This window comes from Mesorhizobium sp. CNPSo 4661 (genome assembly GCF_057784215.1).
Window position 1 is genome coordinate 101,959 of the sequence record NZ_JBWGIO010000012.1, and the last position, 25,500, is coordinate 127,458.

21 protein-coding genes are annotated in these 25,500 nt (G+C 63.5%); 8 read left to right on the plus strand and 13 right to left on the minus strand.

Annotation, left to right across the window (positions count from 1 at the left end):
- Nucleotides 1–4 precede the first annotated feature (4 nt).
- Nucleotides 5–1,081, plus strand: coding sequence for a glycosyltransferase family 2 protein (locus AC0YKC_RS19320; RefSeq protein WP_320296323.1), 1,077 nt, complete (start codon nucleotides 5–7; stop codon nucleotides 1,079–1,081).
- A gap of 134 nt (nucleotides 1,082–1,215) precedes the next feature.
- Here the strand turns inward: AC0YKC_RS19320 and AC0YKC_RS19325 are convergent, their stop codons facing one another.
- The 3 genes from AC0YKC_RS19325 to AC0YKC_RS19335 form a co-directional block, all read right to left on the minus strand.
- Nucleotides 1,216–1,620 carry a hypothetical protein gene (locus tag AC0YKC_RS19325; RefSeq protein ID WP_320327839.1) on the minus strand — a complete coding sequence of 135 codons (405 nt, stop codon included), beginning with the start codon at nucleotides 1,618–1,620 and terminating at the stop codon, nucleotides 1,216–1,218.
- Between the two features lie 234 nt (nucleotides 1,621–1,854).
- On the minus strand, nucleotides 1,855–4,287 hold the full coding sequence (locus tag AC0YKC_RS19330; protein WP_488512180.1) for a sulfatase-like hydrolase/transferase: 2,433 nt from the start codon (nucleotides 4,285–4,287) through the stop codon (nucleotides 1,855–1,857).
- Nucleotides 4,288–4,306: 19 nt separating this feature from the next.
- The gene (locus tag AC0YKC_RS19335; protein ID WP_434721932.1) at nucleotides 4,307–6,190 is read right to left on the minus strand and encodes a glycosyltransferase family 2 protein; all 1,884 of its coding nucleotides are present in this window, start codon (nucleotides 6,188–6,190) and stop codon (nucleotides 4,307–4,309) included.
- 569 nt (nucleotides 6,191–6,759) lie between these two features.
- Between AC0YKC_RS19335 and AC0YKC_RS19340 the strand changes: the two genes are divergently transcribed.
- The 3 genes from AC0YKC_RS19340 to AC0YKC_RS19350 all read left to right on the plus strand — a co-directional run bounded on the left by AC0YKC_RS19340 (nucleotide 6,760) and on the right by AC0YKC_RS19350 (nucleotide 9,570).
- Nucleotides 6,760–7,671 (plus strand): glycoside hydrolase family 26 protein, encoded by a 912-nt coding sequence (locus AC0YKC_RS19340; RefSeq protein WP_488512181.1) that lies wholly within the window; start codon nucleotides 6,760–6,762, stop codon nucleotides 7,669–7,671.
- A 129-nt stretch (nucleotides 7,672–7,800) separates the two neighbouring features.
- Nucleotides 7,801–8,301 (plus strand): DUF995 domain-containing protein, encoded by a 501-nt coding sequence (locus tag AC0YKC_RS19345; protein WP_320296328.1) that lies wholly within the window; start codon nucleotides 7,801–7,803, stop codon nucleotides 8,299–8,301.
- Nucleotides 8,302–8,409: 108 nt separating this feature from the next.
- On the plus strand, nucleotides 8,410–9,570 hold the full coding sequence (locus AC0YKC_RS19350; protein ID WP_488512182.1) for an ATP-grasp domain-containing protein: 1,161 nt from the start codon (nucleotides 8,410–8,412) through the stop codon (nucleotides 9,568–9,570).
- Nucleotides 9,571–9,767: 197 nt separating this feature from the next.
- On the opposite strand, the gene AC0YKC_RS19355 is transcribed toward AC0YKC_RS19350, so the two are convergent.
- The 8 genes from AC0YKC_RS19355 to AC0YKC_RS19390 all read right to left on the minus strand — a co-directional run bounded on the left by AC0YKC_RS19355 (nucleotide 9,768) and on the right by AC0YKC_RS19390 (nucleotide 17,155).
- Entirely contained in the window at nucleotides 9,768–10,049 is a 282-nt protein-coding gene (locus tag AC0YKC_RS19355) for an addiction module antidote protein (protein ID WP_320296330.1), read from the minus strand.
- A 36-nt stretch (nucleotides 10,050–10,085) separates the two neighbouring features.
- Nucleotides 10,086–11,081, minus strand: coding sequence for a Rieske 2Fe-2S domain-containing protein (locus tag AC0YKC_RS19360; RefSeq protein ID WP_320296331.1), 996 nt, complete (start codon nucleotides 11,079–11,081; stop codon nucleotides 10,086–10,088).
- A complete protein-coding gene (locus AC0YKC_RS19365) occupies nucleotides 11,078–12,223 on the minus strand; it encodes a GNAT family N-acetyltransferase (RefSeq protein ID WP_488512183.1) in 1,146 nt (381 codons plus the stop codon). The genes AC0YKC_RS19360 and AC0YKC_RS19365 overlap by 4 nt, the downstream gene beginning before the upstream one ends.
- Nucleotides 12,220–13,476: a F390 synthetase-related protein gene (locus tag AC0YKC_RS19370; RefSeq protein WP_488512184.1), complete on the minus strand. Its 1,257-nt coding sequence runs from the start codon at nucleotides 13,474–13,476 to the stop codon at nucleotides 12,220–12,222. The genes AC0YKC_RS19365 and AC0YKC_RS19370 overlap by 4 nt, the downstream gene beginning before the upstream one ends.
- On the minus strand, nucleotides 13,473–14,297 hold the full coding sequence (locus AC0YKC_RS19375) for an MBL fold metallo-hydrolase (RefSeq protein WP_488512185.1): 825 nt from the start codon (nucleotides 14,295–14,297) through the stop codon (nucleotides 13,473–13,475). Before AC0YKC_RS19375 ends, AC0YKC_RS19370 begins: the two co-directional genes overlap by 4 nt.
- A complete protein-coding gene (locus AC0YKC_RS19380; RefSeq protein WP_488512186.1) occupies nucleotides 14,294–15,277 on the minus strand; it encodes an NAD-dependent epimerase/dehydratase family protein in 984 nt (327 codons plus the stop codon). Before AC0YKC_RS19380 ends, AC0YKC_RS19375 begins: the two co-directional genes overlap by 4 nt.
- Before the next feature lie 4 nt (nucleotides 15,278–15,281).
- Entirely contained in the window at nucleotides 15,282–16,271 is a 990-nt protein-coding gene (locus AC0YKC_RS19385) for a 3-oxoacyl-[acyl-carrier-protein] synthase III C-terminal domain-containing protein (protein ID WP_320296336.1), read from the minus strand.
- An 86-nt stretch (nucleotides 16,272–16,357) separates the two neighbouring features.
- A complete protein-coding gene (locus AC0YKC_RS19390; protein WP_434721923.1) occupies nucleotides 16,358–17,155 on the minus strand; it encodes an alpha/beta fold hydrolase in 798 nt (265 codons plus the stop codon).
- A gap of 117 nt (nucleotides 17,156–17,272) precedes the next feature.
- On the opposite strand from AC0YKC_RS19390, the gene AC0YKC_RS19395 reads away from it, so the two are divergent.
- The gene (locus AC0YKC_RS19395) at nucleotides 17,273–18,151 is read left to right on the plus strand and encodes a LysR family transcriptional regulator (protein WP_488512187.1); all 879 of its coding nucleotides are present in this window, start codon (nucleotides 17,273–17,275) and stop codon (nucleotides 18,149–18,151) included.
- 118 nt (nucleotides 18,152–18,269) lie between these two features.
- On the opposite strand, the gene AC0YKC_RS19400 is transcribed toward AC0YKC_RS19395, so the two are convergent.
- Together AC0YKC_RS19400 and AC0YKC_RS19405 are read right to left on the minus strand one after the other, a co-directional pair.
- Nucleotides 18,270–18,719 (minus strand): DNA polymerase III subunit chi, encoded by a 450-nt coding sequence (locus AC0YKC_RS19400; RefSeq protein WP_095816062.1) that lies wholly within the window; start codon nucleotides 18,717–18,719, stop codon nucleotides 18,270–18,272.
- Nucleotides 18,720–18,722: 3 nt separating this feature from the next.
- Nucleotides 18,723–20,225, minus strand: a complete 1,503-nt coding sequence (locus AC0YKC_RS19405) for a leucyl aminopeptidase (protein ID WP_488512188.1) — start codon at nucleotides 20,223–20,225, stop codon at nucleotides 18,723–18,725.
- A gap of 378 nt (nucleotides 20,226–20,603) precedes the next feature.
- On the opposite strand from AC0YKC_RS19405, the gene lptF reads away from it, so the two are divergent.
- Genes lptF through AC0YKC_RS19420 form a run of 3 tightly spaced genes read left to right on the plus strand, consistent with a single transcriptional unit; the run spans nucleotide 20,604 to nucleotide 25,296 of the window.
- Complete coding sequence (gene lptF, locus AC0YKC_RS19410; RefSeq protein ID WP_488512189.1) at nucleotides 20,604–21,800, plus strand: LPS export ABC transporter permease LptF; 1,197 nt, start codon at nucleotides 20,604–20,606, stop codon at nucleotides 21,798–21,800.
- A gap of 2 nt (nucleotides 21,801–21,802) precedes the next feature.
- On the plus strand, nucleotides 21,803–22,885 hold the full coding sequence (gene lptG / locus AC0YKC_RS19415; protein ID WP_320296342.1) for an LPS export ABC transporter permease LptG: 1,083 nt from the start codon (nucleotides 21,803–21,805) through the stop codon (nucleotides 22,883–22,885).
- Complete coding sequence (locus AC0YKC_RS19420; RefSeq protein ID WP_488512190.1) at nucleotides 22,885–25,296, plus strand: LPS-assembly protein LptD; 2,412 nt, start codon at nucleotides 22,885–22,887, stop codon at nucleotides 25,294–25,296. Before lptG ends, AC0YKC_RS19420 begins: the two co-directional genes overlap by 1 nt.
- The last annotated feature ends 204 nt before the right edge of the window (nucleotides 25,297–25,500 follow it).

Sequence of the window (25,500 nt, forward strand, 5' to 3'; positions counted from 1 at the left end):
CGCCATGAACGTGCTTCCCATTCCGGCTTCCGGATTGCCCGAGGGCGCCGTCATGCCCGAGCACAAGCTCTCCATCGTCATCCCGATGTACAACGAGGCCGACAATGTCGAGCCGCTGTTGGTGCGGATCCATCAGGCGATGGAAAACTACAGCCAGCCCTGGGAAGTGGTGCTGGTCGACGACGGCAGCACCGACGCCACTCCCGCCGAGATCCGGCGGCTGGCGGCCCAATATGGGCCGCATGTGCATGGCGTGGAGCTGGTGCGCAACTACAAGCAGACCGCCGCTATGCAGGCCGGCCTCGACGTCGCGCGCGGCGACGTCATCGCGACGCTCGACGGCGACCTGCAGAACGATCCGTTCGACATTCCCCGCATGGTCTATCGCCTGCTGACCGAGGATCTCGACCTGGTCGCCGGCTGGCGCAAGGACCGCAAGGAAGGGTTCTGGATGCGGCGCCTGCCCTCGCGCATCGCCAACAGGCTGATCGCGCGCGTCACCGGCGTTAAGCTCAAGGACTATGGCTGCAGCCTGAAAGTGTTCCGCGGCAGCGTCATCCGCAGCGTGCGGCTCTATGGCGAGATGCACCGCTTCATCCCGGCGTGGCTCGCGACGGTGACGACGCCGCGCCGCATCTCCGAAGAAGTGGTGACGCATCACGCCCGCATCCACGGCCAGTCGAAATACGGCATCTCGCGCACCTTCCGCGTGGTGCTGGACCTCGTCTTCATGTTCTTCTTCCTGCGCTACCGCACCAGGCCCGGACATTTCTTCGGCGGCATCGGCATCGTGCTCGGCGTGCTTGGCTCGCTGATCCTTGCCTATCTGTTTGCGATCAAGGTTTTCTGGGGACAGGATATCGGCACCAGGCCGATGCTCATCACCGGCTTCTTCCTGGTGATCGCCGGGCTGCAGGCGGTGACGTCGGGCGTGCTCGCCGAAATGCTGTCGCGCGTCTATCTCGAGGCCAATGGCGCGCTCGCCTATGTGGCGCGGCCACAGCCCTCGCATGGCGAAGGCGACGGTTGGCATTGGCCGAGCAAGCCGGCGGCCGTCAAGGCGACGCCGCGCCGGAAATGATTTCCCACCGCCCGTCCGCCGGCACCGCAACGCGCGGGCGACCGGAGGGCAAGAGGTGGCACGCTGACGGCGAACCGTCCCCGTGCCCCACGATCACGTCGTGACACCGGGGCTGCGAAACTGCCCGGCCTAATTTAGCGCGCCCGGCAGGCCGAGCGCTGACCGAAGCCGCTCGGGCCGCAGATCCACGGCGAGTGGCCAAGCAGCGGACCGACGCCGCCCATGTTGTAGGAAATCTTGACCGGCACGGGCAGGCGAGCACGCTGCGGCCGCACGAAGGCGGCATAGGCCTCCTCGCGGATGCGCATCACACTGGACATCTGCGTCAGCGACTTGCGGTGAACGCGATGCAAGCGCTGCTGCTTGAGGTATCGCACCTTCTTGGCGGCGATGTGGGCTGCCGGGGTGATGCCGACCGAACTGGTCTTCATCGTGTCCATGCTCTGGCAACCGGACACCATCGAGGCCAGTGCAATGGCGACAATGGCGCAAGCATACCTTTTGCCGATAGTCACTTCTGCATTCATGAAATTATTCATTCTCGTCCCCTGCCACGAAATAGGCGTTTCTTCAGCGCGGATATACTTCTCTTTCCTTGGCCTTCGCGCGGCGCGAACGGCCAGAAGCCATCCGCATCGTGGCTTAATATTAAACGGTACTTATTAAATTTCGCGCAAACGACATGATGAGCGCGATCTTGCGGCGCAACATCGGATACGATTCAAATTTGAACTATTGCGCAAGGCGACCCGGTCGTTGCGCGAACAATTGTTCTAGCGACAGGCCTCGACGAACGGACCATCGAACCATATCGCACCATTGCCGTAGAGGCTGGCTCCGATGTCGTCGATGGAGCCGGCATCTTTCTCCTCGATATGGAGCTTGGCGGTAGCCTGTACTTGTCCGTTTATTTTGACATCCTTGATGAAAATGTTGCGGTCACCGCCCTTTGCGTCTCCGGCCCAAAGGTCGTTTACAAAGCGAAGCTCGATCCTCTGGGGATCCGGCACGCTGCTGATATCGACGTCAAATGGCGTGGTATGGGAGGACGCCTCCTGCAGCTCCTTGACGATGGCTTGGGGTGTCGATGCCGTGCTCTCCTTGCCCCGGATATCCAACCGGCTGATGACCTTGCCGTTGACCAGGACGTCAAGCGTCGGTGGTCCCCGATAGTTCGTGCCGGCAGCGTCGAACTCGATATTGGTAGCGGCGCAACGTGAGGTGTCTTTCTTCTGGAAGGCAACCATGTCGGCAACTCGACGCCTCTGCGACTGCACCCATCGTGCGATCGGTTGGATCAAGGCGTCCCGGGCGCCCACGTCACCGGTGAAAAGATTGGCCTTTTCACCGGGATCGGACTTGAGATCATATTGTTCGAGCTTCCCGGTGGAGGAATTGAAGAGGACCTTGCTGTCGTTCTGGCGATAGCCGAACTGATATCCGTTCCAAGGCGCAAAGAAGAATGTCCTGTTCGGGCGCTGTTCGCTGAACAGACTGCGGCCCTGCCATGACTTCGGAAGCGGATGGCCAAGGATGTCGAGGATCGTGGGCGCGATGTCGATGATCCCGCCGACCGAATGATCGAGGTCGCCATGGAACAGATGCCTGTTGATCATGATGAGTGGTATATGGACGTTCTCGTCGTAGAGCGCGCTGGCATGGACGTAGGTGCCATGTTCGCCGAACGCCTCGCCATGGTCTCCCAAGATGACCACGAGCGTCGAATCCAGCTTGCCGGACCGATCGAGGGAATCGAGGACATTTCCGAGTGCTGCATCGCCTATCTTCAACGCATTGAGATATGCATTGAACTTCTCGTCGTCGGCATAGTGCGTCTCAGTGCCGGATACGGATGAGAGTGCGCGCGCCGAGAACATGGGATTGTTGACGATGTAGGGGTAGTGGGTCATCGCCGTGAACATGATGCCGAAGAACGGCTTCTCCGGATCGGCATTCATCCAGTCGGAGATCGATTGCGCGGAGCAGAAGTCGCTGATGTAGTCGAAATTCTTCCATTCCTTCGTACTGAGCTTGAACGTAGGCTCGGCACACTTCTGCCCTCTGAAATCCTGGACGACGTCAAGACCTTTATTGAGCAGGAACTCATCGACGCGCTGGAAGCGTGAATCCGCACTCCAGAAGAAGGCCGTGCGAAAGCCGCTTGTCGACAACGTATTGGAGATAGAATCTAGCCGGAGGTATGGGTGACTGTACGTCATTCCGTAGTACGAAATGTCGTTGTACATCGAGCTAAACAGCGAGAATAACGTATAATTGGTGGACGGCGCATTCGCATAGATATTGTCGAAGCGAATCGATCTATCGGCATATCTCTTTATGGTCGGCGTGACAGGATACTTGCCTCCGAAGGTCTCCACATATCGTGCGGGCACCGATTCCATCATGAAAACAAGCACGTTCTTTATCGAATTCGGTGAAGGCGCCTTGAAGCGCGATGTTTCGGGCGGACGTTCACCGACCGTGGCGACATCGGTGTTGTCGGTGCTCGTCTTCATGGTCAGGACGACGGGCGTCTCGTTGAACATGGCCGATTCCGCGAAATGGACGATCGGGTTCTCGATCTTCGCGGCCGGCAGGGCTTCCGCCGTCACGTAGGAGCGCGTGCTGTAGAGCGCGGCGCCGAAACACACGACGACCGCGGCAAGCACGACCCGTTGGATCACCGGCGCAAGCTTGAGTGAAAGTCGGGCGGCCGCCTGCCCGAGGGCAAGCGTCAACAGCCCCGAGATGGATATGATCGAGAGATCGAACAGGCTGAACGCATCCCCCATTGCATTCTTGGCGTCCTCGTTCTGGAGAAAATCGCCGTAGACCAGCCACTGGAAGGTGAACGGCTCACCCAGGATTTTGACCAGATTGATGTTTGCGAATCCCCAGCAGATCGAGACGACCAGCGCAGAGTAGAACAGAGCGAGGATAGCGCCAGTTGCCCATCGGCTGGCTTTCGCGGCAAACAGGCACGACAGAGCGACCGCGGTCAGGCTCGCGAGGAAAATCTGGTCGTGGTAGCTTGAGGCCACCCCGAGGGGAACCGCTTTCAGAAACCCTTGAAGCGTTGTCTGCGGGTCGACGACCATGCTTCGGAAAGCACCGAGAAGCAGCCACGCAAACAGCACGGTGAAGACGACAATCGAACTGGCGCGGGCAAAGCGCATTTTGTCCACGGACTGGTTATGCATTTTCATCGGCCCTCGTGCCAACGAGCTACCTGGAGTTGTTGTCCCAGCCGGGGTCGAAATAGAAATTGCGCGAGCCGATGTCGCCCATGCCGGCGCCGGATATCACATAGGCGATCCTGACGATGCGAAAACCGCCGGCCCCCTGCTGCAACCCATAGATACCCTCAAGCCCGCGATCGTAGAAACCCGCGATCGGGACGCCGAGCGCGATCAGCGCGAGACAAGCATGCAGGGCGAGTTTCGCGGCGTTGGCGCGCAGCGAAATCCCGTTCTCACGAACATGCCTGGCAATGATCACCGTGACGAGCAGGCCATAGAGGAAGGCATTGAAGGCGGCGAACCAGTAGAAGCCGGTGGCATCGAAAGGATGTTTGACCAGCAGCACCGGCAGGGCCGCGCCAATCGCCAGCACGACATAGGGCGCGAAAGCGCGCGCGGGCAGCAGCTGCTTCGGGCCGCTGCCCTTCGGCGTGACGCGGAAATCGACGAAGGATCTGGTGATATAGTCGCGCACAGCCGACAGCGTGCCCCAGAGCACCCACGGCCAGCGGGCGAAGAACAGGAACAGCGTGCCTTCCCAACTCAGCGTCTTTGCCGTCGTCGGCCGCGACAGGCCGAAGGCCTTGAGCATGATCACCAGCCCGACCAGCGCCACCGAATTCGGCGCATAGTGGAAGACGAATTCGGCATACATGACGTTGGCGAAATTGCGCCCCGTGAACAGCGCATAGATCGGCATCACATACATCATCAGCGCAAAGACCGCGAACAGCGGATACCAGAGCTGGCAGAACAGGAACTGGAACTTCAGCCGCGGCGTCAGCTTGGCGAAGTATTTCGGCGTGTATTCGAGCAGGATCGTCACCAGGCTGCGCGACCACTGGAATTCCTGGGTGACGAGATCGGCGAAGGTCTGCGGGCCATCGCCGTTGGCGATGGCGTCGATGGCATGCACGCCGCGCCACCCGGCGGCGTTGATCAGCATCGAGGTGGAATGATCCTCGGCCAGTTCCGGGCCAAGGCCGCCCGCCTCGCGCAACGCCCGCGTCCTGACGGCGTAGTGCGAACCGATGCAGAGTGGCGCGCCGCCGCCTGTGTGGCCGGACTGCAAGGGGCCGTGGAACATGCCTTCCGGGAACAGTCGGCCACGGGCCGCCCAGCTTTCGTCGGCATTGTTGTCGCAGATGCTGGGCGCCGAGACATAGCCGACGCCGGGGTCGGCGAATGGATAGAGGATTTCCCTCAGATAGGTCGGCGTGGGCACGTGGTCGGCGTCCATCTGGGCGACGAAGTCGTAGCGCTCGTAACCGTAGTGATCATAGAAGAAAGCCAGATTGCCTTCCTTGCAGCGGGTCCGCCGCGGCCAGGTCTTGCGGTGGTAGTCCTCGCGGCCGCGGCGCGTCGAAATCAGCACGCCATGCGCGTCGCACCAGGCAATCGTTTCCTCGCCGGGATCCTCGTCGGCAAGCCAGGTGTCATGCGGATAGTCCTGCGCCAGCATCGCCTCCAGCGTACGCTGGACCACCGCAAAGGGCTCGGACGGCGCCTTGGTGACCACCATGGCGACGCGCGAACGCTTCGGGATCGCGTGCAGCTTCGACGACTTCCGCGAGGCATGAACGTTGAGCAGGAAATACATCGGCATCAGGGTGAGCCAGGCCAACACTATGGTGGCGAAGGCAAAGGGCCCGACATGGTCGATATGCGCGGGTCGCAGCCACCAGGACCAGAAGATGATCAGCGTGACGAACCAGAAACCGAGGCCCAGCCGCAAGAACAGTTCCTGGCGGGGGGTAAGAACAGGCACAAGGTAAGGACCCTTGGGGCCAAGTCCGGTCGAAACCTCGGCAGCCCGGTCCAATGACCTCGTTTTGCCGCCGACAACAACGGCATCCGCAGATACGCCCATACTACCCGCCGCCCTGCTCGCCCGACCAAGCCGGCCGAACGCATTTACCCCGCCATAGAATCAGTGAGCGCTAATGCAGAGTCAACAAAATTAGTCTTTCGTTAACCAAGCTTATTGTGAACTGGTTAACCTAACCCCTTGCCTCCACACCCTTTTGCCCTACCGGGCGATGCCGTGGCGGCCAACCTTTGCCGGCTTTGAACAAGCACCATCCCCACGCCGGGCGGCAGACTATCTCCGTTATTAACCATGCCGGCGGCGATAAGGTTAAGTAACGGTTAATTGCGCTTGACTCTGATCGAGCATAGGCTCTTATATGAGGAAGGGTTAATATCGTAACGTTGACGCGAATTTGTGAGTATCGCGGCGACATCGTCTCAAAGTCCAGGTATAGGGCTTGGGAGACCGCAATAGTGGACGGCACAGCGTGAAACGCGCCAGTCCCAGTCGCTCAGAAAACCCGCATTTCACGTCGGCAGACCGATATTTGGGTTTGCGTGCCGGTTTGGGTCGGCACGTCGTGGCAAGCTTCAAGGTCCGGCGGGATGTTGAAGCCATGGGAGGCGGATATGAAACTCTCCACAGCAACCGCGCTTGTGTCGGCGCTCATTCTCGGCGTGGCCTTACCGGCATCGGCCGGATCGCCGCCCGGGACGGACCCGATCAAGACGAGCTCGGCCGCGTCGGCGTTCGGCTCCTACGATCCTTACGGCGATTTCAGCAATGACAAGTCGGCCAGCATCGAGGAATTGTTCCTGCCTTGGGAAGACGTCGATTTGTCGACGCTGCCGCTGGCGGACGCCTATGCGCAGCAACGCGGCCGCTCGCTGCTGATCACCATCGAGCCGTGGACCTGGTCGAAGGACTGGCGCATCACACCGCCTGAATTGCGCAACGGCATATTGGGCGGCAAATACGACGCCAACATGCAGGCGATCTGCAACCTGGTCGGGCAGATGAAGAGCCCGGTCACCATCCGCTGGGCCCAGGAAATGGAAGACACCAATGGCCGCTTTACCTGGGCCAACTGGGCGCCGAAGGACTGGATCGCCGCCTACAAGCGCGAGGTTGATCTCTGCCGCAAGGCCGCGCCCGCAGCAAAATACATGTGGTCGCCCAAGGGTATCGAGGGCCTTGAAAAATACTATCCCGGCGACGACTACGTCGACGTCATCGGCCTGTCGGTGTTCGGCTTGCAGAAGAAGGACAATGACGAAGTCGGCCGCGACCGGACCTTCGAGGAAACGTTGAAGCCGGGCTACGACCGCGTGGCCAAGTTCAACAAGCCTGTGGTCGTGGCCGAGCTCGGCTATGTCGGCAAGCAGGACTATGTTTCGAAATGGGCGGATGATTCCCGCAAGTCCTACGCGGAGTTCCCGGCCCTGACCTCGGTCGTCTACTTCAACCAGAAAGAAGTGTGGCCGTGGCTGGGTGGCTATGGGCTGCCCGACTGGCGGGTGACGCAGCACGTCCTGCCATAGGGCATGGCAAGCATGCCCGTCCCGGTCAGGTGGGGACGGGCTCCAGCTAAAGGTGTTAAAGTGGGTTGCCGCCGAGCTGGCTCGGTGGTGGGTGAACAGTGTTGCGTAATCAGTCCGCGGAGTAAAATCGTGAAAAGTGCAGTGGGGAAGTTTGTCGGAGCGGCGCTCGCCTGCTCCGTTTTTGTTGTCGGCCTGCAGGGTGCGGCAATGGCCAAGGCCGCGAACAGGATCGACGACAAGGCGGCGAAGGCCGCCGCCGTTTCTGACGAAGGCGTCTATCAGCTCTACAAGAACCGTTCCTGGCGCTGGGGCAATCACGGCGCGGCATATTTTGCAGTGCAGAAACGGCAGTTCACGGCCTGGTCCACTCAAGGTGGCAAGAGCTACGGCGAGGGTATCTGGTTCATCCCCGGTAGCGGCAAGCTGTGTTTCCGGGCAACTTGGCACGGCTCATGGGGCGCCAAGACGTCCTTGAGCTGCTTCGAGCATCGCCAGGCCGGCAAGGTGATCTACCAGCGCAAATCTGCCAACGGAGATTGGTATGAGTTCAGGGACCGACACGGCAAATCAGACCTGCGCAATGGCGACTACGCCAGCAGGAAGGTGAAACGCTTCAAGGCGAAGTTCTAATCTCTCCCCACACGGAAACACGCATCTCTGTCGGCGCGAAATAGCGCAATTGCCGAGCACGGCGATTTCGCGCAACGGTCGTCGCGGCTGAAATGACCGTATGAGCTGATGCCGGGGGCTAACGAGACAGTGCTGATTACCGGGGCACGCGCGCCGGTGGCGCTGCATCTGGCGCGCCTTCTCCACGGCGCGGGTCATAGGGTTATCCTGGCCGACACGCCGGCACGGCCCATCGCGGCGGCGAGCAAGGCCTGCGCGCGCTATCATCGATTGCCGCCGCCGCGCTTCGAGCCGCGGAGCTATGCCGACGCGGTGGAGGCGCTGATACGGGCTGAGGGCATCGGCCTCGTCATCCCGACCTGCGAGGAAGTCTTTCACCTTGCGCTCGCCTGGCGCGGCAGGACCATGCCGACAAGAGTGTTCGCCCCCGATCTCGGGTTGCTGGCGCAGGTTCACAACAAGCACGGCTTCATCCGGTTGGCTGAACAGCTTGGCCTGGCGGTGCCGGAGACCACGCTTCTCAATTCCCGCGACGATCTGGAGGCGGTGCGTGGCCGCTCGCGCGACCTGGTGTTCAAGCCGGTCTGGTCGCGCTTCGCCAGCCACGTTCTGCTGCGTCCGACGCCGGATTTCCTCGATGCGATCGCGCCCTCGCCCGCCATGCCCTGGGTGGCGCAGCGTTTCGTCGAGGGCGAGGAGATCAGCGCCTATGCGGTGGCGCGCGACGGTCAGCTCAAGGCGCTGGCGCTCTACCGCTCACTCTATCGCGCCGGCAAGGGTGCCGGCATCTTCTTCGAGCGGGTCGAGGACGCGGCCGCGCGCGAGCTTGTCGAGCGCGTCGTCGCGGGCACCGCGTGGACCGGGCAGATCTCCTTCGACCTGATGCGCGAGGCGGATGGCCGCGTGCTGCCGCTCGAATGCAACCCGCGCGCCGTGAGCGGCCTGCATTTCTTCCGCGATCCGGCACGCTTCGTGGATGCCGCGCTCGGCGAGGGTCCGGAAGTCACGCCCGACGTCACCGCGCCGCAAACAGTGCAACTCGCGATGTGGATTTATGGATTGCCGGCGGCGCTGCGTTCAGGCGGCCTCGCCCACTTTCGCAAGGCGATGCGCGAGGGCGAGGAGTTGCTCGATTGGCCTGGCGATTCAGCGTCGGTCAGGGCGCAATGGGCGGCGCTAGCGGAGATCGCGGGCGTGGCGTTGCGCCAAGGGATCAGCCTGCAGTCGGCGTCGACGCGGGATATCGAGTGGAACGGGACGAATCGGTGACGTCGGCGGGACAGCACCCCCCTCTGGCCTGCCGGCCATCTCCCCCGCAAGGGGGGAGATCAGCAGCTCCGCCGACGGCGCCTTTCCTGCAACGTCGATGATTGGCGAAAGCGGTCGCGACATCCAATCTCCCCCCTTGCGGGGGAGATGTCCGGCAGGACAGAGGGGGTGTGAAGGAATGCAACGTTGCCGTCGTATCAACCCTGCTTCACATAAAGCTGTAGGCCTAACGCCTTGAGCACCGCCAGCAATGTACTGAGCGGTGGGTCGCTGTCGCTCAAAGCCTCGTCAAGCGCCTCCGGTGTCATTCCAGCTTTTCTTGCAACGGCATTCATGCCGATAGAGCGTGCCACACTGCTTAGGGTATGGGCGACACCGACGGACTCGCCATCCTCAAATGCCGTCTCGATAAAAGCCAGGCGGTCTTCGGGGGTCTTGAGATAATCAAGAATATCGAAGCGTGTCGTCTCAAGGGGCATCGCACTATCTCCAGCTCCTCGCACCTTAGCTTATATCTAAAGCTCGATCTCATACACCCTCGACTCGCTCGCCGCCCCCGGCATCTTCCCCTCCATGATCGCGGCGATATCGCGGCGCAGGAAATCGAGCGGGCCGATCACTGGCAAGGCCTGCGGCGGCAGCCGAGCGTTGTCGCTGGCCGATTTCAACACACGGCGGTCCTGATGCAGGGCGATGGTGAAGAGCGGCTTGAAGGCAAGCGCCTTCAGCTCGCCGAGCAGGCCCTGGCGCCGGCCGATCAGCCAGCCGATGCCCTCGACGGTGCGCTCGTCTGCCTGGCGAAGATGGAAGGTGGTGGCCAAAACCAGCCCGTCCTTGCCCCAATATTCGAGCTCGGCGATGCCGGGATGACGGAAGCGGCCGATGGTCTTCGCACGCTCGCCTTCCAGCAGCCGGCTGATCAGACCCTGCTGGCGGTCCTCGCCGGAATAGCTGGCCTCGACCCAGCCCTCGCCGCCGGTCACCTCGACCCGCACAAGGTGGCGCTTGGAGGTGAGGCCGCGCAGCAGGCCCTTATGGGTGAAGTGGGTGTGGGTGGCATCGAGGATGTTTTCCGCCGCGTCGATCACCGTCGACTGGGTCGATGAGCGCACCCGCCGCACGATGATGTCCCTGCCCTGCATGCAGTGCAGGTAAGGTTCGCCTTCGGGCGCGCCGGACGAGATGAAGACCACGCCGTCGCGCTCGATCGCCGCGTAGCGGCGGACGCGGTAATGCGGCATGGCGCCGACATGGCCTGGGATCGCGGTGCAACGGCCTTCGCCGTCATAACGCCAGCCATGGTAGGGGCATTCGATCTCGCCACCGACGATCTTGCCGGTCGACAGCTCGACCAGCCGGTGAGGACAGCGGTCGAACAACGCGGCGATGCCATGCGCCGAGCGGAACAGCACCACGGGCTGACCGTCGAACAGGATGCGCCTCGGCCGCCTGCCGATGTCGGCGGACAACGCCACCGCCTGCCAATGATCCTCCCCGCGGCGCTCGCTCACAGTTCGAACCTCCTGAGCAGGGGAATGCCGACCAGCGCCAGCACCGTCTCCATGACGCGGACCGCTATCCGCCGACGGCGTGGAAGATGTCCGGCATAGACGGCGTTGTACTCGATCGCGGCGACCGCGCCGCGCCGCCGTTTGAAACCAGCGGCACCGGCGCTCATATTGAAGAACAGGCCGCGTGCCGTGGCGTGGTCCTGCGCCACAGCCATCATCATGCGATAAAGCCCGTCGGCCACCGGCAGGCCCGTGTCGTAGCCGACGATGGGCTGGGTCAGCGTGCCGCCGTTTTCGAACAGGCCGGTAACGGCGACCAGCTCGCTGCCCGGCCTGCGCAACCCCGCCATGCTGATGATGCCGCGCCGGTGCATCTCGGCGATGTAGCGGGCGGTGTAGTGCGGATTGAGCGGCGTGTATTTGTCGAGGTAGAGCATATCGTAGAGCTGCTCGGCGCGGGCATAGTCGGCCTCGGCAAAATCGCCATTGCCAACCCACTCGAACGGTGTCGCGCGCAGGCGGGCGCGATCGCGCTTCATGTCGCGCGTCATCGCCGGCGCCGCGCTGCGGTCGGCGAAGATGTAGATCTGACGCGCCGCCAGCATGCGGAACCCCTCGGCCTTCAAGGCGGCAATGGTCGCCGGATCGGCGATATCGTTCAGCGAGCGGATGACGATAGCGCGATCGGGGAAACGCGCGGCCAGGGCCGCGCGCAGCGCCGCGACCGCCGGCCGGTCGAGCAGCGGAACCGGATTGGTCGAATAGAGCCAGTTGTTGAGCTGCGCCTGACGGTCGAGGCCGCTTGCTCTGATCAGCGGCGCGCAAGCGCCGATCAGCGCGTTGAGCGCGCGCCGCAGCAACGGATGGGCGGCGAAGTTGCGCGTCTCGTCCATCGCATAGTCGATATAGGCGCTGGTCGGGCAGCAGATGTAGCAGGTGGGCGCCTCACTTTCGTCGTTCAGCGTCAGCGGAAATGTGCGGCCGGCGACTTCGAGCGTCTCGACCTTCGTCTCCAGGTTGGCGACGAGATCGCGCACGGGTATCTCATTGAAAAGCCTCACAAAAGCCTCGACCGTCGCCGGCTTGTTCTCGACCCGGTCGGCCTGCTGGGTGGGCCTGTTCATCGTCGCCGTGGCGGTCATCGCGCCTGCTCCAGGCGGCATTCGACACGGCGCAGCTTACGGCCTGTCTCCAGCGGCAGCGGCGCGCGGACGAGCGTGACGGTGACGACCGCCTTTCGTGTGTCCAGTAATGTCTGCACCGCTTGACGAGCGGCAGCCGCCGCATCGTCCGCGAGCGTCGGCGGAAGCCCGAGCTCGACCCTGTCAGGCCCGATCTGGACGAGGCGAAAATCATCTATGCGGCGATCGGCCTTGAGCACGGCGTTGCGCAGCACATCCGGCGTGAGGAGGATCGGCCCGTCCGCCGAACCAAGCCGGAAGACATCGTCCATGCGGCCGACGATTTCGTCGACGCAACGCAGCGGCGAGCCACAACGGCAAGGCTGATCCGAGAGGCGCAGCAGGTCGTTCATCCGGTAGCGCGCCATGATCTGGGTTTGGCGTCGGAAGGCAGTGACCAAAGGCGTCACCAGCCCCTCGCCCGCCGGCTCGAATTCGAAGAAGACGGAGTCTTCGGCAAGATGCAGTCCACCCTGCCGGCAGGTCACGGCGAAAAGGCCCTCGGTCGCCATGTAGATCTGGTCGAGCGGCAGCTGGAAGAAATCCTCGATGACGGGGCGATCGACCGGGTCGAGCGTCTCGGCGGCGGAGAAGACGCGCTTCGGCCGAAGCCGAAAGTTCTCGGCCGCGAAATGCCGCAGGATCTTTGGCGGCGCGATGATGATCGTGGGGTCGAACATTTCGAGCGCGCCGCGCCAGCTTTCCGGTCCCAGCGTCAGATCGAAGAAGGCGAGCTTGATCAGCCGCGATTTGCGGGCGCTGTCGTAAAGCCCGGTGTTCTGCGGCAGGATGACGGCGACGCGGATGCCGCGCCACAGAAGATCGGGCGTCGCCTTGGCGAGGATCGCGCCCAGCCAGCGATATCTCTCGGCTTCCGAAATCACGAACAGGCCGCGATTGCCCGACGTGCCGGTGCTTGCGCCGACCGTGAGCGCGCCAGCCCGGCCATCGCGCGCCAGGGCTGCCCAGGCTAGCGAGGCGGTGAGGCCGTGGACGTTGAAATCCTCGAAGCGCGCCATCAGCAGCGCCTTGTCGATGACTGGCAGATCGGTGAGGCGCGCCGGCGCCTTGCCGTAGAAGGGCGCGCGCGGCAGGTCGCGGTCGAGGAAGCACCGCAAGGCGGCCGCCTGCCAGCGTTCGAAGCCGGGCCGGGTCTTGCGCGAGACCCAGCGTGTCAGGGCGAAGGAGCCCGCCGCTTCCGCCAGCCCGTTCATGCCACCTCCGGCGCGAGATCATAAGATGTCGGCGCGGGATCGTGGCAAAGCATCACCTCGCCACCGGTGGCGAGGAAGCGGCACAGCATAGCGCTGGTCGGCTCGATCGCCGCGACATCCTCGGCGATCAGAGTGGCCGGGAAGCCTGGCGTGCGGTTCTCGGTCAGGGCCGTGAGCAGCCATTGCGCGTCGACGGCGTAGAGTAGTGGGCGATCGAGCCCGGCAAACAGCAGGCCGAACTGGCCGTCGGCATGTCCAGGAAGATCGACCGCGATCACGCTGCCGTCGCCGAAGAGATCGGCGCCGCCGGGTACATCCTCGCGCGCCTCGACCCACTGCTTCGAGGACAGGCCCTCCAGCCGCGCCTCAAAATCCGCCGGGAACAGTTCGGTGAAGACGCCATGGCGCAGATTCTGCCTCGGGCCGCGCGCCTTGACCCGCGCCCAGGCGGCATCGCTGGCGATGAAGCGCGCGTTGCGGAACAGCGACAGGCCTGAAATGTGGTCGGCGTGAAAATGGGTGACGATGATTGTGCGGATGTCATCGGGCGACAGGCCGAAGCGCCGCAGCACCGGCAGGACCTGCTCCTCGGCGTTGAGCTGCGGTTTGAGCAACGCGCCGTAGAGCCGCAGCATCCGACCGCGCCGATCGTCGCTCAGCGCTTCCGGTGTGTAACCGGTGTCGATGAGCACCGGCCCGGCAGCCGGGTGAAAGATCAGTCCGTAGCGGACGCGCAGCCTGACACTTTGCCAGCCGCCGCCGCGCAGGATCAATCGCTCGGCGGCGCTCACCCAAGCGCTGTTGGCGAAGACGATCTTCATGACCCGGCCTCATCGGCGAACGTGCGGTCAAGCCCTTGTTCGAACGAGATTTTCGGTGCCCAGTCGAGCATCCGCTTCGCCTTGGAAAGATCGAGGCTTTGCGCATAGGCGAAGAGGCCAAGCCCATAGCGGGTGACCGGCGGCTCGGGCCGGCCGGGCAGCCGAAGCGCCACCGCTTCCATCACGCCCGCCGCCAGCATCGCCGGCATCAGCGGCGTCGGCCGCCAGCGCGCCTTGAGACCGGCGCGGCTGCAGGCCTCGTCGGCGATGCGGCGGACCGGCAGCATCTCGCCACCGGAAATGTTGAATATCTGGCACTCCGCCTCCCTGGGCGCCGCGAGCGCCGCCACCACCGCGTCGACGACATCGTCGACATGGGTGAGGTCGATGGCCGCCCGGCCTTCGCGAAACAGCGGCAAAGGCCGGCTCCTCGCGGCCTTGATCAGCCGCGGCAGCAGCGCCCGATCGCCCGCGCCGTAAATGCCGCGCGGCCGCAGCACCACCGGATGGATGGCGGGCTGGCCGAGCACGATTTTCTCCGCCTCGCGCTTGGTGCGGGCATAGTGATTGACGGGCTCCGGTAAAGCCGCGTCCTCGCTGAGCCCAAGCTGGTCGCGGAAGGCGAAGCAGACGGACGGGCTGGAGATGTGGACGAAGCGGCTGACGCCCTGCCGCCTGGCGAAATCGACGAGGTTTCGCGTCGCCGTCACATTCGCCGTCTCGAAATCCGCGAGGCGACCGAAGGGCGAAGAGAGCGCCGCGCAATGGATGATCCGCTCGACCCTGCTGAGCCTTGGATCGAGCGTGCCGTCGAGCGGCTCGGTCAGGTCGTGGCGGATGATGCGATGGCCGGCGGGCTCGAGCGCGGCGCAGCGTGCTTCATCGCGGCCGAGCCCGAGCGCCAGCGTGCCGGACGCGGCCAGCCGCTCGAGCACATGCGAGCCCAAGAAACCGCTGGCGCCGGTGACGAGCACGGCCATTGCCTCAGACCTCCAGCGCCATGCCGCCGAAGGAGACGCCGGCCGACGTGCCGAGGAAGAGCAGCTTCGTGCCCGGCGCGACACGGCCCTCGCGGCGCGCGACGTCCAGCGCGAAAGGTATGGAGGCCGCGATCTGGTTGCCGAAGCGGGCGGAGATGTCGACCAGTCTTTCCGCCGCAAAGCCTGTCTGGCGCGCCATGTGGGCAAGCGCGAAGGGGCTCGCCTGGTGCGGCACGACGAGGTCGACATCGTCATGCCGCCAGCCGGCGCGATCGAGCAGAGCATCGACGAAGCCGTTGAAGTGGCGCGCGGTGAGCCGGAACAATTCCTTGCCGTCCATGTGGAACAGGCTGTGCGCGGCGAACGCTTCCTGCTCCTTGCGGAAATCGAAGCGCGTGCCGCCTGAACCGATGCCGCAAGCCTCCCAGCCTGAAGGATAAGTGCGCATCAGGCTCGCCGCCACCTTGCCCTCACCTGGCTTGGCCTTGCGCAGCACGGCCGCCGCCGCGCCGTCGCCGAAGAGCGCGGCGATTTCCGGCGCGTCGCCCCACGGCAAGGCGCGCGAGGCGACTTCGGACGAAAAGACCAGCGCCGTCTCGCATTGCCCGGCCTCGATCATGCGGCCGGCGGTCTCGAAAGCGGTAAGGAAGCCAAGGCAGGTGCTGTTGACGTCGAAAGCCGCGGCCGAGCCGTCCGCCAGGCCGAGGCGCTGCATGACCAGGGGCGCGGTCGCCGGCAGCGGCTGGTAGGGCACGCCGCAGCCGCCGATGATCAGGTCGACGGCGCCGGACTCGATGCCGGCATCGGCAAGCGCAAATGTGGCCGCGGCGCAGGCGAGATCGATTTGCGATTCGGCATTGCAGACATACCGCTCGACGACGCCGGTGACGGTTTCCAGCACGCCCTCGCCGAGGCTCAGCTTCGCCTCCAGGGCGCGCGTGGTGAGGCGCTCAGCCGGTACCGCCCTGCCGGTTCCGACGATCCTGATCCGCATTCTCCCCCCGCCGCATGAGCTCGGCCCTATCTAGCGCAAAAAGCGATTTGAGGCGACGTTTCCCAAACTCATACCGCACTGCCGGATCATCGGCTCCGGAGGAATCCCACCACCGCCTCCATGAACTCTGCCGGACGCTCGACATTGAGCAGGTGGACGCCGGGCAGAAGCAGAAGCTCGGCGCCGGGGATCGTCGCCGCGATCGCCTCGCTGTGGCTTGCCAGCGTCACCTTGTCGTCCTCGCCGCCGATCACCAGCGTCGGCGCGGTGATCAAGGAAATCGGACGGCGCAGATCGGCGTCGCGGACCGCGGCGAAGCATCCCGCTAGCCCTTGTGGCGACATGGCCAGGATCGCGGCGTGGAACGGCTCGACCGTCCTGTTTTGAGCGGCCAGCATCGAAGCCGGGAACCAGTTGCGCATGAACATGTCCGCCGTGGCCGACAGGTCGCTTGCCGCAAGCACATTGCCTATCTGCTCGTCGAAATAGGACGCCGGACCGAGATGCGGCGAGGTGTTGGAGAGGATCAGGCGATCGATGCGTTCCGGCGCATGGATGCCCAGCCACTGGCCGACGAAACCGCCAAGCGACAGGCCGAGGAAATGCACGCGAGCAATGCCGAGAAAGTCGAGCAGTTCCAGCACGTCGCGGCCCAGGCGGTCGAGCGAATAGGCGCCGGCCGGCGCGTCGGAGCCGCCATGGCCGCGAAAATCATAGCGCAGCACGCGGAAGGATCTAGCGAGTTCCGGAACCTGGCCATCCCACATATGCAACGTCGTGGCGATGGAATTGGAGAGCATCAGCACCGGCCGATCCTCCGGACCGTCCAACCTGTAGGCGATGCGGGCGCCATCGCCCGCCGTGAAGTGAAGTGTGTCGGTCATTTGATCCTCATCGTGGTTGGCGGGTAGCTCCCGCAGCTTTCGATGGGGCAAAGCTAAGACTGGCGATTATCGAAAAAAATTACTATGATTTGACAATCTCTGTAGGACTTTTCGACTATGGACGGTTTGAAGCTTCACGATCTCAGATGTTTCGATGCCGTCGCGACAGGCGGCAGCTTCCAGGCCGCGGCCCAGACGCTGCACCGGACGCATCCCTCTATCTTCGCCGCGGCCGCGCGGCTGGAGGAGCAGCTTGGCCTGACCCTGCTCGACCGCGGCGGATACCGGGTGAACCTCACCGAAGAAGGCCGCCTGTTCCACCGCCGCGCGCAACTGGCGCTGCGCGAAGTCGAGCATCTGAAGGACTATGCCGGCCAGCTCGCGAGCGGCGAGGAAACCATTTTGCGCGTCGTCATCGGCGACGTCTGCCCGAGACCCGCAATACTCGGCCTGCTCAGCCGCTTCTTCGCCGGGCGGCCGCGCACGCGCCTGCATCTCGACTATGAAGCGATCAGCGGGCCGGTCGAGCGATTGATGGACGGCGAGGCCGATCTCGTCTTCCATCGCGCCAACCCGTCCGACCCGCACCTCGAGCGGATCGATCTGTGTGAAGTCGCCTTCATGCCGGTGGTGGCGCCCGGGTTCCTGCCGCTCGAAATCGGGCATGACGTCACGCCGGAAGCGATGCGGCCCTTTACCCAATGCGTGATCCGCGACACCGCGCGGCGTCCCTCATCGGAAAACTTCTTCGTCCTCGACGGGGCGCATTCCTGCTCCGTGCCCGATCATGCGATGAAGAAAGAACTGATCCTGCACGGGCTCGCCTGGGGTCATCTGCCGGGATGGCTGATCGAGGATGAGCTGCGCGACGGACGACTGCTCTCGATCGCCGGCCGGCATATCCCCGGCCGCACCGAGACAGTCGCCGCTGTCCGGCGGCGCTACAAACCGCACGGACCGGCGGCCGAGGCATTGTGGCAGCATCTGCAGGCATAGCGAACCGCCTCCGAGCTAAAGCGCGTCGCGCTGGAACGGATTCAGGCGACGCGCTTTAGGTCTTTTGTTTGATGCATGTCGTTGCCGCAAAACCGAGGTCACTTTTGCGCGACATGCATTAAGCCTTGCGCTCCCAGCGACGGTCGGGCGTCTGCTGCCAGTATGTCACGGCGTGGCCGGCTTCCTTCATCGTCTTCCAATGGCCACGCGCGGCTTCTAGCTGCGCGGCGTCATGGCCGTCGAACAGGAAGACGGCGCGTTCGTAGCCGGAAAGCTCGGGCGGACTGGCGCCGTCGACAAGGAAACGGATCTGGGCGGCGTTCTGGTTGCCCTCGCCCGTGGTCAGCAGGACCGGCTGTTCGGCAGGATAGGCCTCGCGGTCGGTGGCATGCGCCAGGAAGGAATCGTCGCGGAAGATCCACAGATGCTGGTCGAGCGCGTCGCGGCGCTCTTCCGTGCCCGTCTGCACCACCGCGCGCCAGCCGCGCTCGACGCTGCGCTCGAGCAGGCCCGGCAGCGCCTCCTCGAGCGTCGATTCAGTCAAGTGGTAGAACAGGATGTCGGCCACGCCCTACCCTTCGTAATGGTCGCGCACCAGCCGATCGAGCAGGCGCACGCCAAAACCTGAGCCCCAGGACTGGTTGATCTCGCTCGACGGCGCGCCCATCGCGGTGCCGGCAATGTCGAGATGCGCCCAGGGCGTGTCCTTGACGAAGCGTTGCAGGAACTGCGCGGCGATGATGGCGCCACCATAACGGCCGCCGATGTTCTTCATGTCGGCGTTCTTGGAATCGATCAGCTTGTCGTATTCGGGCCCGAGCGGCATGCGCCACAGCCGCTCCTGGCTGGCCTGGCCGGCGCCGAACAGCCTGCCGGCGAGCTCGTCATTGTTCGAGAACAAGCCTGCATAATGCTGGCCGAGCGCCACCATGATGGCGCCGGTGAGCGTCGCCAGGTTGATCATGAATTTCGGCTTGAAACGATCGTTGGCGTACCAGAGCGCGTCGGCGAGCACGAGGCGGCCTTCCGCGTCGGTGTTCAAGACTTCGATCGTCTGGCCCGACATCGACGTGACGATGTCGCCGGGGCGCTGGGCATGGCCGTCGACGGCGTTCTCGACCAGGCCGATGATGCCGACCACATTGGCCTTGGCCTTGCGCGCGGCCAGCGCATGCATCAGGCCGGTGACGGCGGCCGCGCCGCCCATGTCGCCCTTCATGTCCTCCATGCCGGAAGCCGGCTTCATCGAATTGCCGCCGGTGTCGAAGGTAACGCCCTTGCCGATGAAGGCGAGCGGTGCGTCCTTGGCCTTGCCGCCGTTCCAGCGCATCACCGCCACGCGGGCGCCGCGCGGCGAACCTTGCGCGACGCCGAGCAGCGAGCCCATGCCGAGCTTCTTCATCTCTTTTTCAGTGAGTATCTCGACCTCGACGCCGAGTTGCCCCAGCGCCTTGACGCGTTCGGCGAATTCGACAGGCCCAAGCGCATTGGCCGGCTCGTTGACGAGATCGCGCGCAAGCAGCACGCCGTCGACCACGGCCTCCTCGCCCGCAAACGCCTTCTTCGCGGCCGCGGGGTCGACGCAATGGATGGTTATCCTGGCTGGCTTGCCCGCCTTTGTGTCGGATTGCCCGTCTTCCTTGTCTTTCCTGGTCTTGTACTTGTCGAAGGAATAACTGCGCAGCAGGATGCCGGCGGCGAGGCTTGCCGCCTGACGGCCGTCGGGCTGCAGTTCCGGCAGATCGAGGATGACGGCCACCTCGGTCGCCTTGCGCAGCGAGGCGGCAACGGCGCCGCCGAGCTTCAGCCAGGCATTGTCGTCGAGGCTCGCGACCTTGCCGGCACCGATCGCCACCAGCCGGTCGACGGACGTTCCTTCCGGCGCCAGCACCTCGGCCGAGCTTGCGAACTTGCCGGAAAAATCGGCGACCGGAAAGGCGCGTGCCAGTGCGCCGGCCGGATCGCAGACCTTCGCCGCTTCGCCGAGCCCCCCGCCATCGGCCACGAAAACGAAGACACTGCCTTTTTTCGGCGCGGCAAACTTGGCGAAAGAAACGGAAGGTCTCGACGTCATCAGGTCCTGCTTTCGGGGATGGCCGGAAGGTGCCGGCAAAAGGTGTTATTGAGCGAGCGAGGGGTTTGGCAAGCGTGCGCGACATTTGGTCGTTTTCAGCCATTTGGCAAGACTTTGGCCGGAATCGCTGTCTATATCAGCGCCACCATAGACAAAGGATTCGCCTCGGCACGACCTTAGCTTGCTGCCGTAATGTGCTGTTAACCATCGATGTTTTGCATTTCTTATCCATTGGCGCGGAGACTCCGCCGCGCCAGGGCACGCGACGTGGGGCGAAGAACCGGAGCGAGCCACCTATGAGCCAGTTGTACGGGCGCCGCCGGATGACTACCTTGTCGGCGGGCATGATGCCGTTCGGCAAAATCGAGAAAAGCCTTCATGAAGGTCGTTGAACGCTACATCATGCGCCGCGCGCTGACGATGTTCCTCGCATCGCTGGTGTGGACGCTGGCAATCGTGTGGACGACGCAGGTTCTGGCCAAGATCGACCTCGTCACCGACAACGGCCAGTCGGCGCTGACCTTCTTCGAGGTCGCCGCGCTCATCATCCCCTCGATCATCCCGATCGTGGTGCCGTTCGCGCTGGTGGTGGCGGTGGCGCAGACACTGAGCGCGATGAACACCGATTCGGAGCTGGCGGTGCTCAGCGCCGCGGGCGCCTCGCGCTGGACGATCGCGCGGCCGATCCTGCTGCTGGCGGCTCTTGCGTGCGCCTTTTCCTTCATCGTCGACAACGCCATAGACCCCTATGCCAGGCAGAAGAACCGCCAACTGGTGGCGGCTTCGCGCGCCGACCTCGTGTCGCTGATCATCCAGGAAGGCACGTTCCGCAAGATCGACGAGGGCCTTTACCTGCAGGTCGGCGAACGGCTTCCCGGCAACCGGCTCGGCGGCATCTTCGTTGCCGATTCGCGCGAGGAAGGCGCAAGCCTGACCTATTACGCCAAGAGCGGCAGCATCGTCGAAAAGGGCGACGAGAAGGTGCTGATGATGAATGACGGCGTCATCAACCGTAAGTCGGTGACCGGCGACCTGTCCGTCATCCGCTTCACCTCCTACGCCTTCGACATGTCGGCCTTCATGTCGGCCGCGAACGACATCACGCTTTTGCCCAAGGACCGGACGACGGCGTATCTGCTCAACCCGGATCCCAACGACAAGATGTTCCAACGCGAACCGGGGAGCTATCGGGCGGAACTGAACCAGCGTTTCGCCGAATGGTCCTATTCGCTTGTGTTCGCGCTGATCGCGCTTGCGGTCGCGGGCGATGCGCGCTCGCACCGGGAGGCGCGCGTCAATCCGCTGATCACGGCGATCGCGATCGCGCTTTTCGTGCGATGGCTGGGCTTCTTCGCCGCGGGCAAGGCCGACAAGGTCGGGTACTATGTCTACCTGCTTTACGGCATACCAATCGTCGCCTCCGCGGTTTCGATCTGGTTCATCGTTTCGTCGCGCAGCATGGAATTGCCTGTCAGTTGGGCCGACTGGCTGACGGGCCTTGCCAAGCGCAGCAGCGACAATTGGACGGCATTCAAGCTCTGGCTCGCCCGGCGCACCTCCGGCCAGGGAGCCTGACCATGGGCTGGACGCTGGGCCGCTATTTCTTCTTCCGCTACGTCTCGATCACCTTCTGGTTCTTCCTGGGCCTGCTGGCGCTGGTGTTCCTGATCGATTTCACCGAGCTTTCCGGCCGCACGACCGGCCTGCCCGGCTTCACCTACGGCACAGCCTTCGCCATTTCGGCGCTCAGGATGCCGATGATCATGCTGCAGACGGTGCCGTTCGTCGGGCTGTTCTCGGCGATGGCGACGCTGGTGTCGCTCAACCGCCGCTATGAGCTCGTCATCGCCCGCTCGGCCGGCGTCTCGGCCTGGCAATTCCTGTTCCCCTGCTGCGTCGGCGCGCTGATGTTCGGCGTGCTGTCGGTCGCCATCATCAACCCGATCGCCGCGCATGGCTTTTCCTGGTCCGAGCAGATGGAGAACGACCTGCGGGCCGGCAAGTCGAATGCCGTCACCACCAATGTCACGCCGTGGCTCAGGCAAAAGACCGAATCAGGCGACACCATCATCGGCGCCCGCGCCATCCTCAATCAGGGGCTGGAGATGGCGGACGCGGTGTTTTTCGTCCTCGATCAGCATGGCAATATCGCCGAGCGCAAGGATGCCGCCAAGGCTTTCCTGCGCGACGGCTACTGGGAATTGCAGGACGTCAAGGTCTTCAAGGGCGGCAATATCCAGGCACTTGCGACCGACAAGGTGCCGACCAATCTCAAACCGGAATTCGTGCAGGAACGCCTGGCGCGCCCGGAAACCATCCCGTTCTACGAATTGCCACGCAAGATCGAGGTCGCCCGTTCCTTCGGACTGAAGGCAAACGCCTTCGCCATGCAATTTGATTCGCTGGTGGCGTTGCCGTTCCTGCTCGTGGCCATGACGCTGATTGCTGCAACGGTTTCAATGCGATTTGCGCGAATGGGGCAATCGGCAACGATGATTCTGGGTGGCGTCGTGGCCGGCTTTCTGCTTTATGTCGTCTCGGTACTGGTCAAGGCATTCGGTGTCGCCGGATTCGTGCCTACTGTGGTGGCTGCATGGGTTCCGGTTGTCGTGGCTATGTTCTTTGGGGTGACGTTTCTGCTATACAAGGAAGACGGCTAGTGAGGGAGGCGGTTTTGCGCAGCCATAGGCAGGCCGGTTTGGCACGCCTCTATGGGGCGACCGCCTTGGCATGTCTGTTCGCTTGCGCGGTGCCGATGGCACCCGCGCAGGCGCAGCAGGTTGTCGCCAAGCCCGTCCCGCCCGGCACGCAGATGCTGCTGGCTGCCGATACCCTCGTCTATGACAACGACAAGCATACGGTGACGGCCGTGGGCGGCGTGCAGATCGACTATGGCGGCAACAAGCTGGTCGCCCAGCGTGTGGTCTACAACCGCGACACCAAGCGCCTCGTCGCCAGCGGCGCCGTCGAGCTGATCAACAGCGACGGCACCAAGGTCAATTCCGACCATATCGACATCACCGACGACTTCGCCGACGGCTTTCTCAACGCGCTGCGCGTCGAGACGATCGACAAGGCTTATTTCGCCGCCGAAAGCGCCGAGCGCATGGGCGGCGTGCTCACCACCTTCCACAACGGCGTCTACACGGCCTGCGAACCTTGCGAGGACAAGCCGGACAAAGCGCCGACCTGGCGCGTCAAGGCGCGCAAGATCATCTGGAACGGCGAGAAGAAGACGGTCCGCTTCGAGAACTCGAATTTCGAGTTCTTCGGCTTCCCGCTCGCCTACCTGCCCGCCTTCGAGATTGCCGACCCGACGGTGAAGCGCAAGAGCGGCTTCCTGATCCCCGGCGTCACCTACAACAGCCATCTCGGCGTCGGCGTCAAAGTCCCCTATTACTTCGCGCTGTCTCCAACCTACGACCTGACCGTCACCGGCAGCGGCTATACCAAGCAGGGCTTCCTCGGTGAGGCCGAGTGGCGCCAGCGCTTCAACAACGGCCAGTACACGCTGAAGATCGCCGGCATCAACCAGCAGGATCCCGACGCGTTTATCGATTCCGCCGGCCATAATGTGAATTCGGGGTCTGCCGACGATCCGAACAAGTTCCGCGGCATGATGGGCACCAAGGGTCAGTTCGCCATCAACGAGCGCTGGAATTTCGGCTGGGACGTGCTGCTCCAGACCGACAAGGAATTCTCGCGCACTTACAACATCGAGGGCTACAACGACCTCGTCCACCAGTCGTCGATCTATCTGACCGGCCTGAGCGACCGCAACTATTTCGATGTCCGCGCCATGCGCTTCGAGGTGCAGGAAGATACGCTCTCCAGCGATCCGACGGCGCGCGCTGCCAAGCAGCCCTGGGTGCTGCCGTCCCTCGACTACGCCTATATTCCCGACACGTCGGTGGCCGGCGGCCAGTTGTCGTTCAACGTCAACGCACGCGTGATCAGCCGCAACCGGTTGGACGCCGTGCTCGCCGATGCCAGCGATGCGACTTCGATCAACAATGTGCGCGGCATCGAAGGCGAGTCGAGCCGGCTGACGGCGGAAGCCGAGTGGAAGCGCACCTTCACCACCGATGGCGGCCTGCAACTGACGCCGTTGCTCGCCTTCCGCGGCGATGCCGGCTATGTCAACGCCAATTCGGCCTCGCTCGATGCCGTCAACCAGATGGGATCGAATCTCGGCCAGGACGTCGACATGCGCTCGTCGCTTGCCCGCTACATGGCCACCCTCGGCCTCGAGGCGCGCTGGCCGCTCCTGTTCTCGATGACCAGCTCCAGCCACATCCTGGAGCCGACCGCGCAGGTCTTCGTGCGCCCGAGCGAACAATATGTCGGCGGACTGGCCATTCCCAACGAGGACGCGCAGAGCTTCGTCTTCGACGCCACCACGCTGTTCGAGCGCGATAAATTCTCCGGCTATGACCGCATAGAAGGCGGCACGCGCGCCAATGTCGGCTTCCGCTATTCAGGCGCCTATGACAATGGCTGGGCCACGAACGCTATCTTCGGCCAGTCGTATCAGCTCGCGGGCGTAAACTCTTTTGCCGCGCCCGATCTCGTCAATGTCGGAGCCGAATCCGGCCTGGACAAGCGGACCTCGGACTATGTCGGCCTGGTCGGGTTCAACAGCCCGAGCGGTTTCTCCGGCTCACTGAGCGGGCGTTTCGATGAACAGACCTTCGAGGTCAGGCGCGCCGAAGTGAAGGCGGCTTATTCCGGCCTGCCGATATCGCTCAGCGCCAAATATGCCTTCATCGAAGCGCAGCCGCTCTATGGTTTCACCACCGACCGCCACGAGCTCACGCTCGGGGCCTCGACGCATCTGGCGCAGAACTGGCGGCTGTTCGGCACCGGCACCTACGACATCGAGACGAATGTGCTGGTCAAGGACGGTGTCGGCTTCGCCTATAACGATTCCTGCTTCACCTACATCATGACGTATTCGCAGACGCGTGACACCGTCACCAAGGAAGTGTCGCAGAACATCGGTTTCAACCTGTCGTTCCGCACGCTCGGCGATTTCGGTTCGTCAACAAGCGCGGTCGATACCATCCAGTGACCAGGCGGCAGGCGCGCGGCCTCCGAGCCGTGCGTCGGCTGGGGGTGCGATGGGGTTTGGTCTTGATTTGAAGCGTGTTTCTTCGAAAATGGACCTGATTATCAAGGCCATGCGCCGGCGACATCGTTTCGCCGCATAGGACGAGCATGGGGTCGACTGCATCGCGCAGGCGTTTGGAGGACGCGCGGCGCCGTCGTAGTGGGG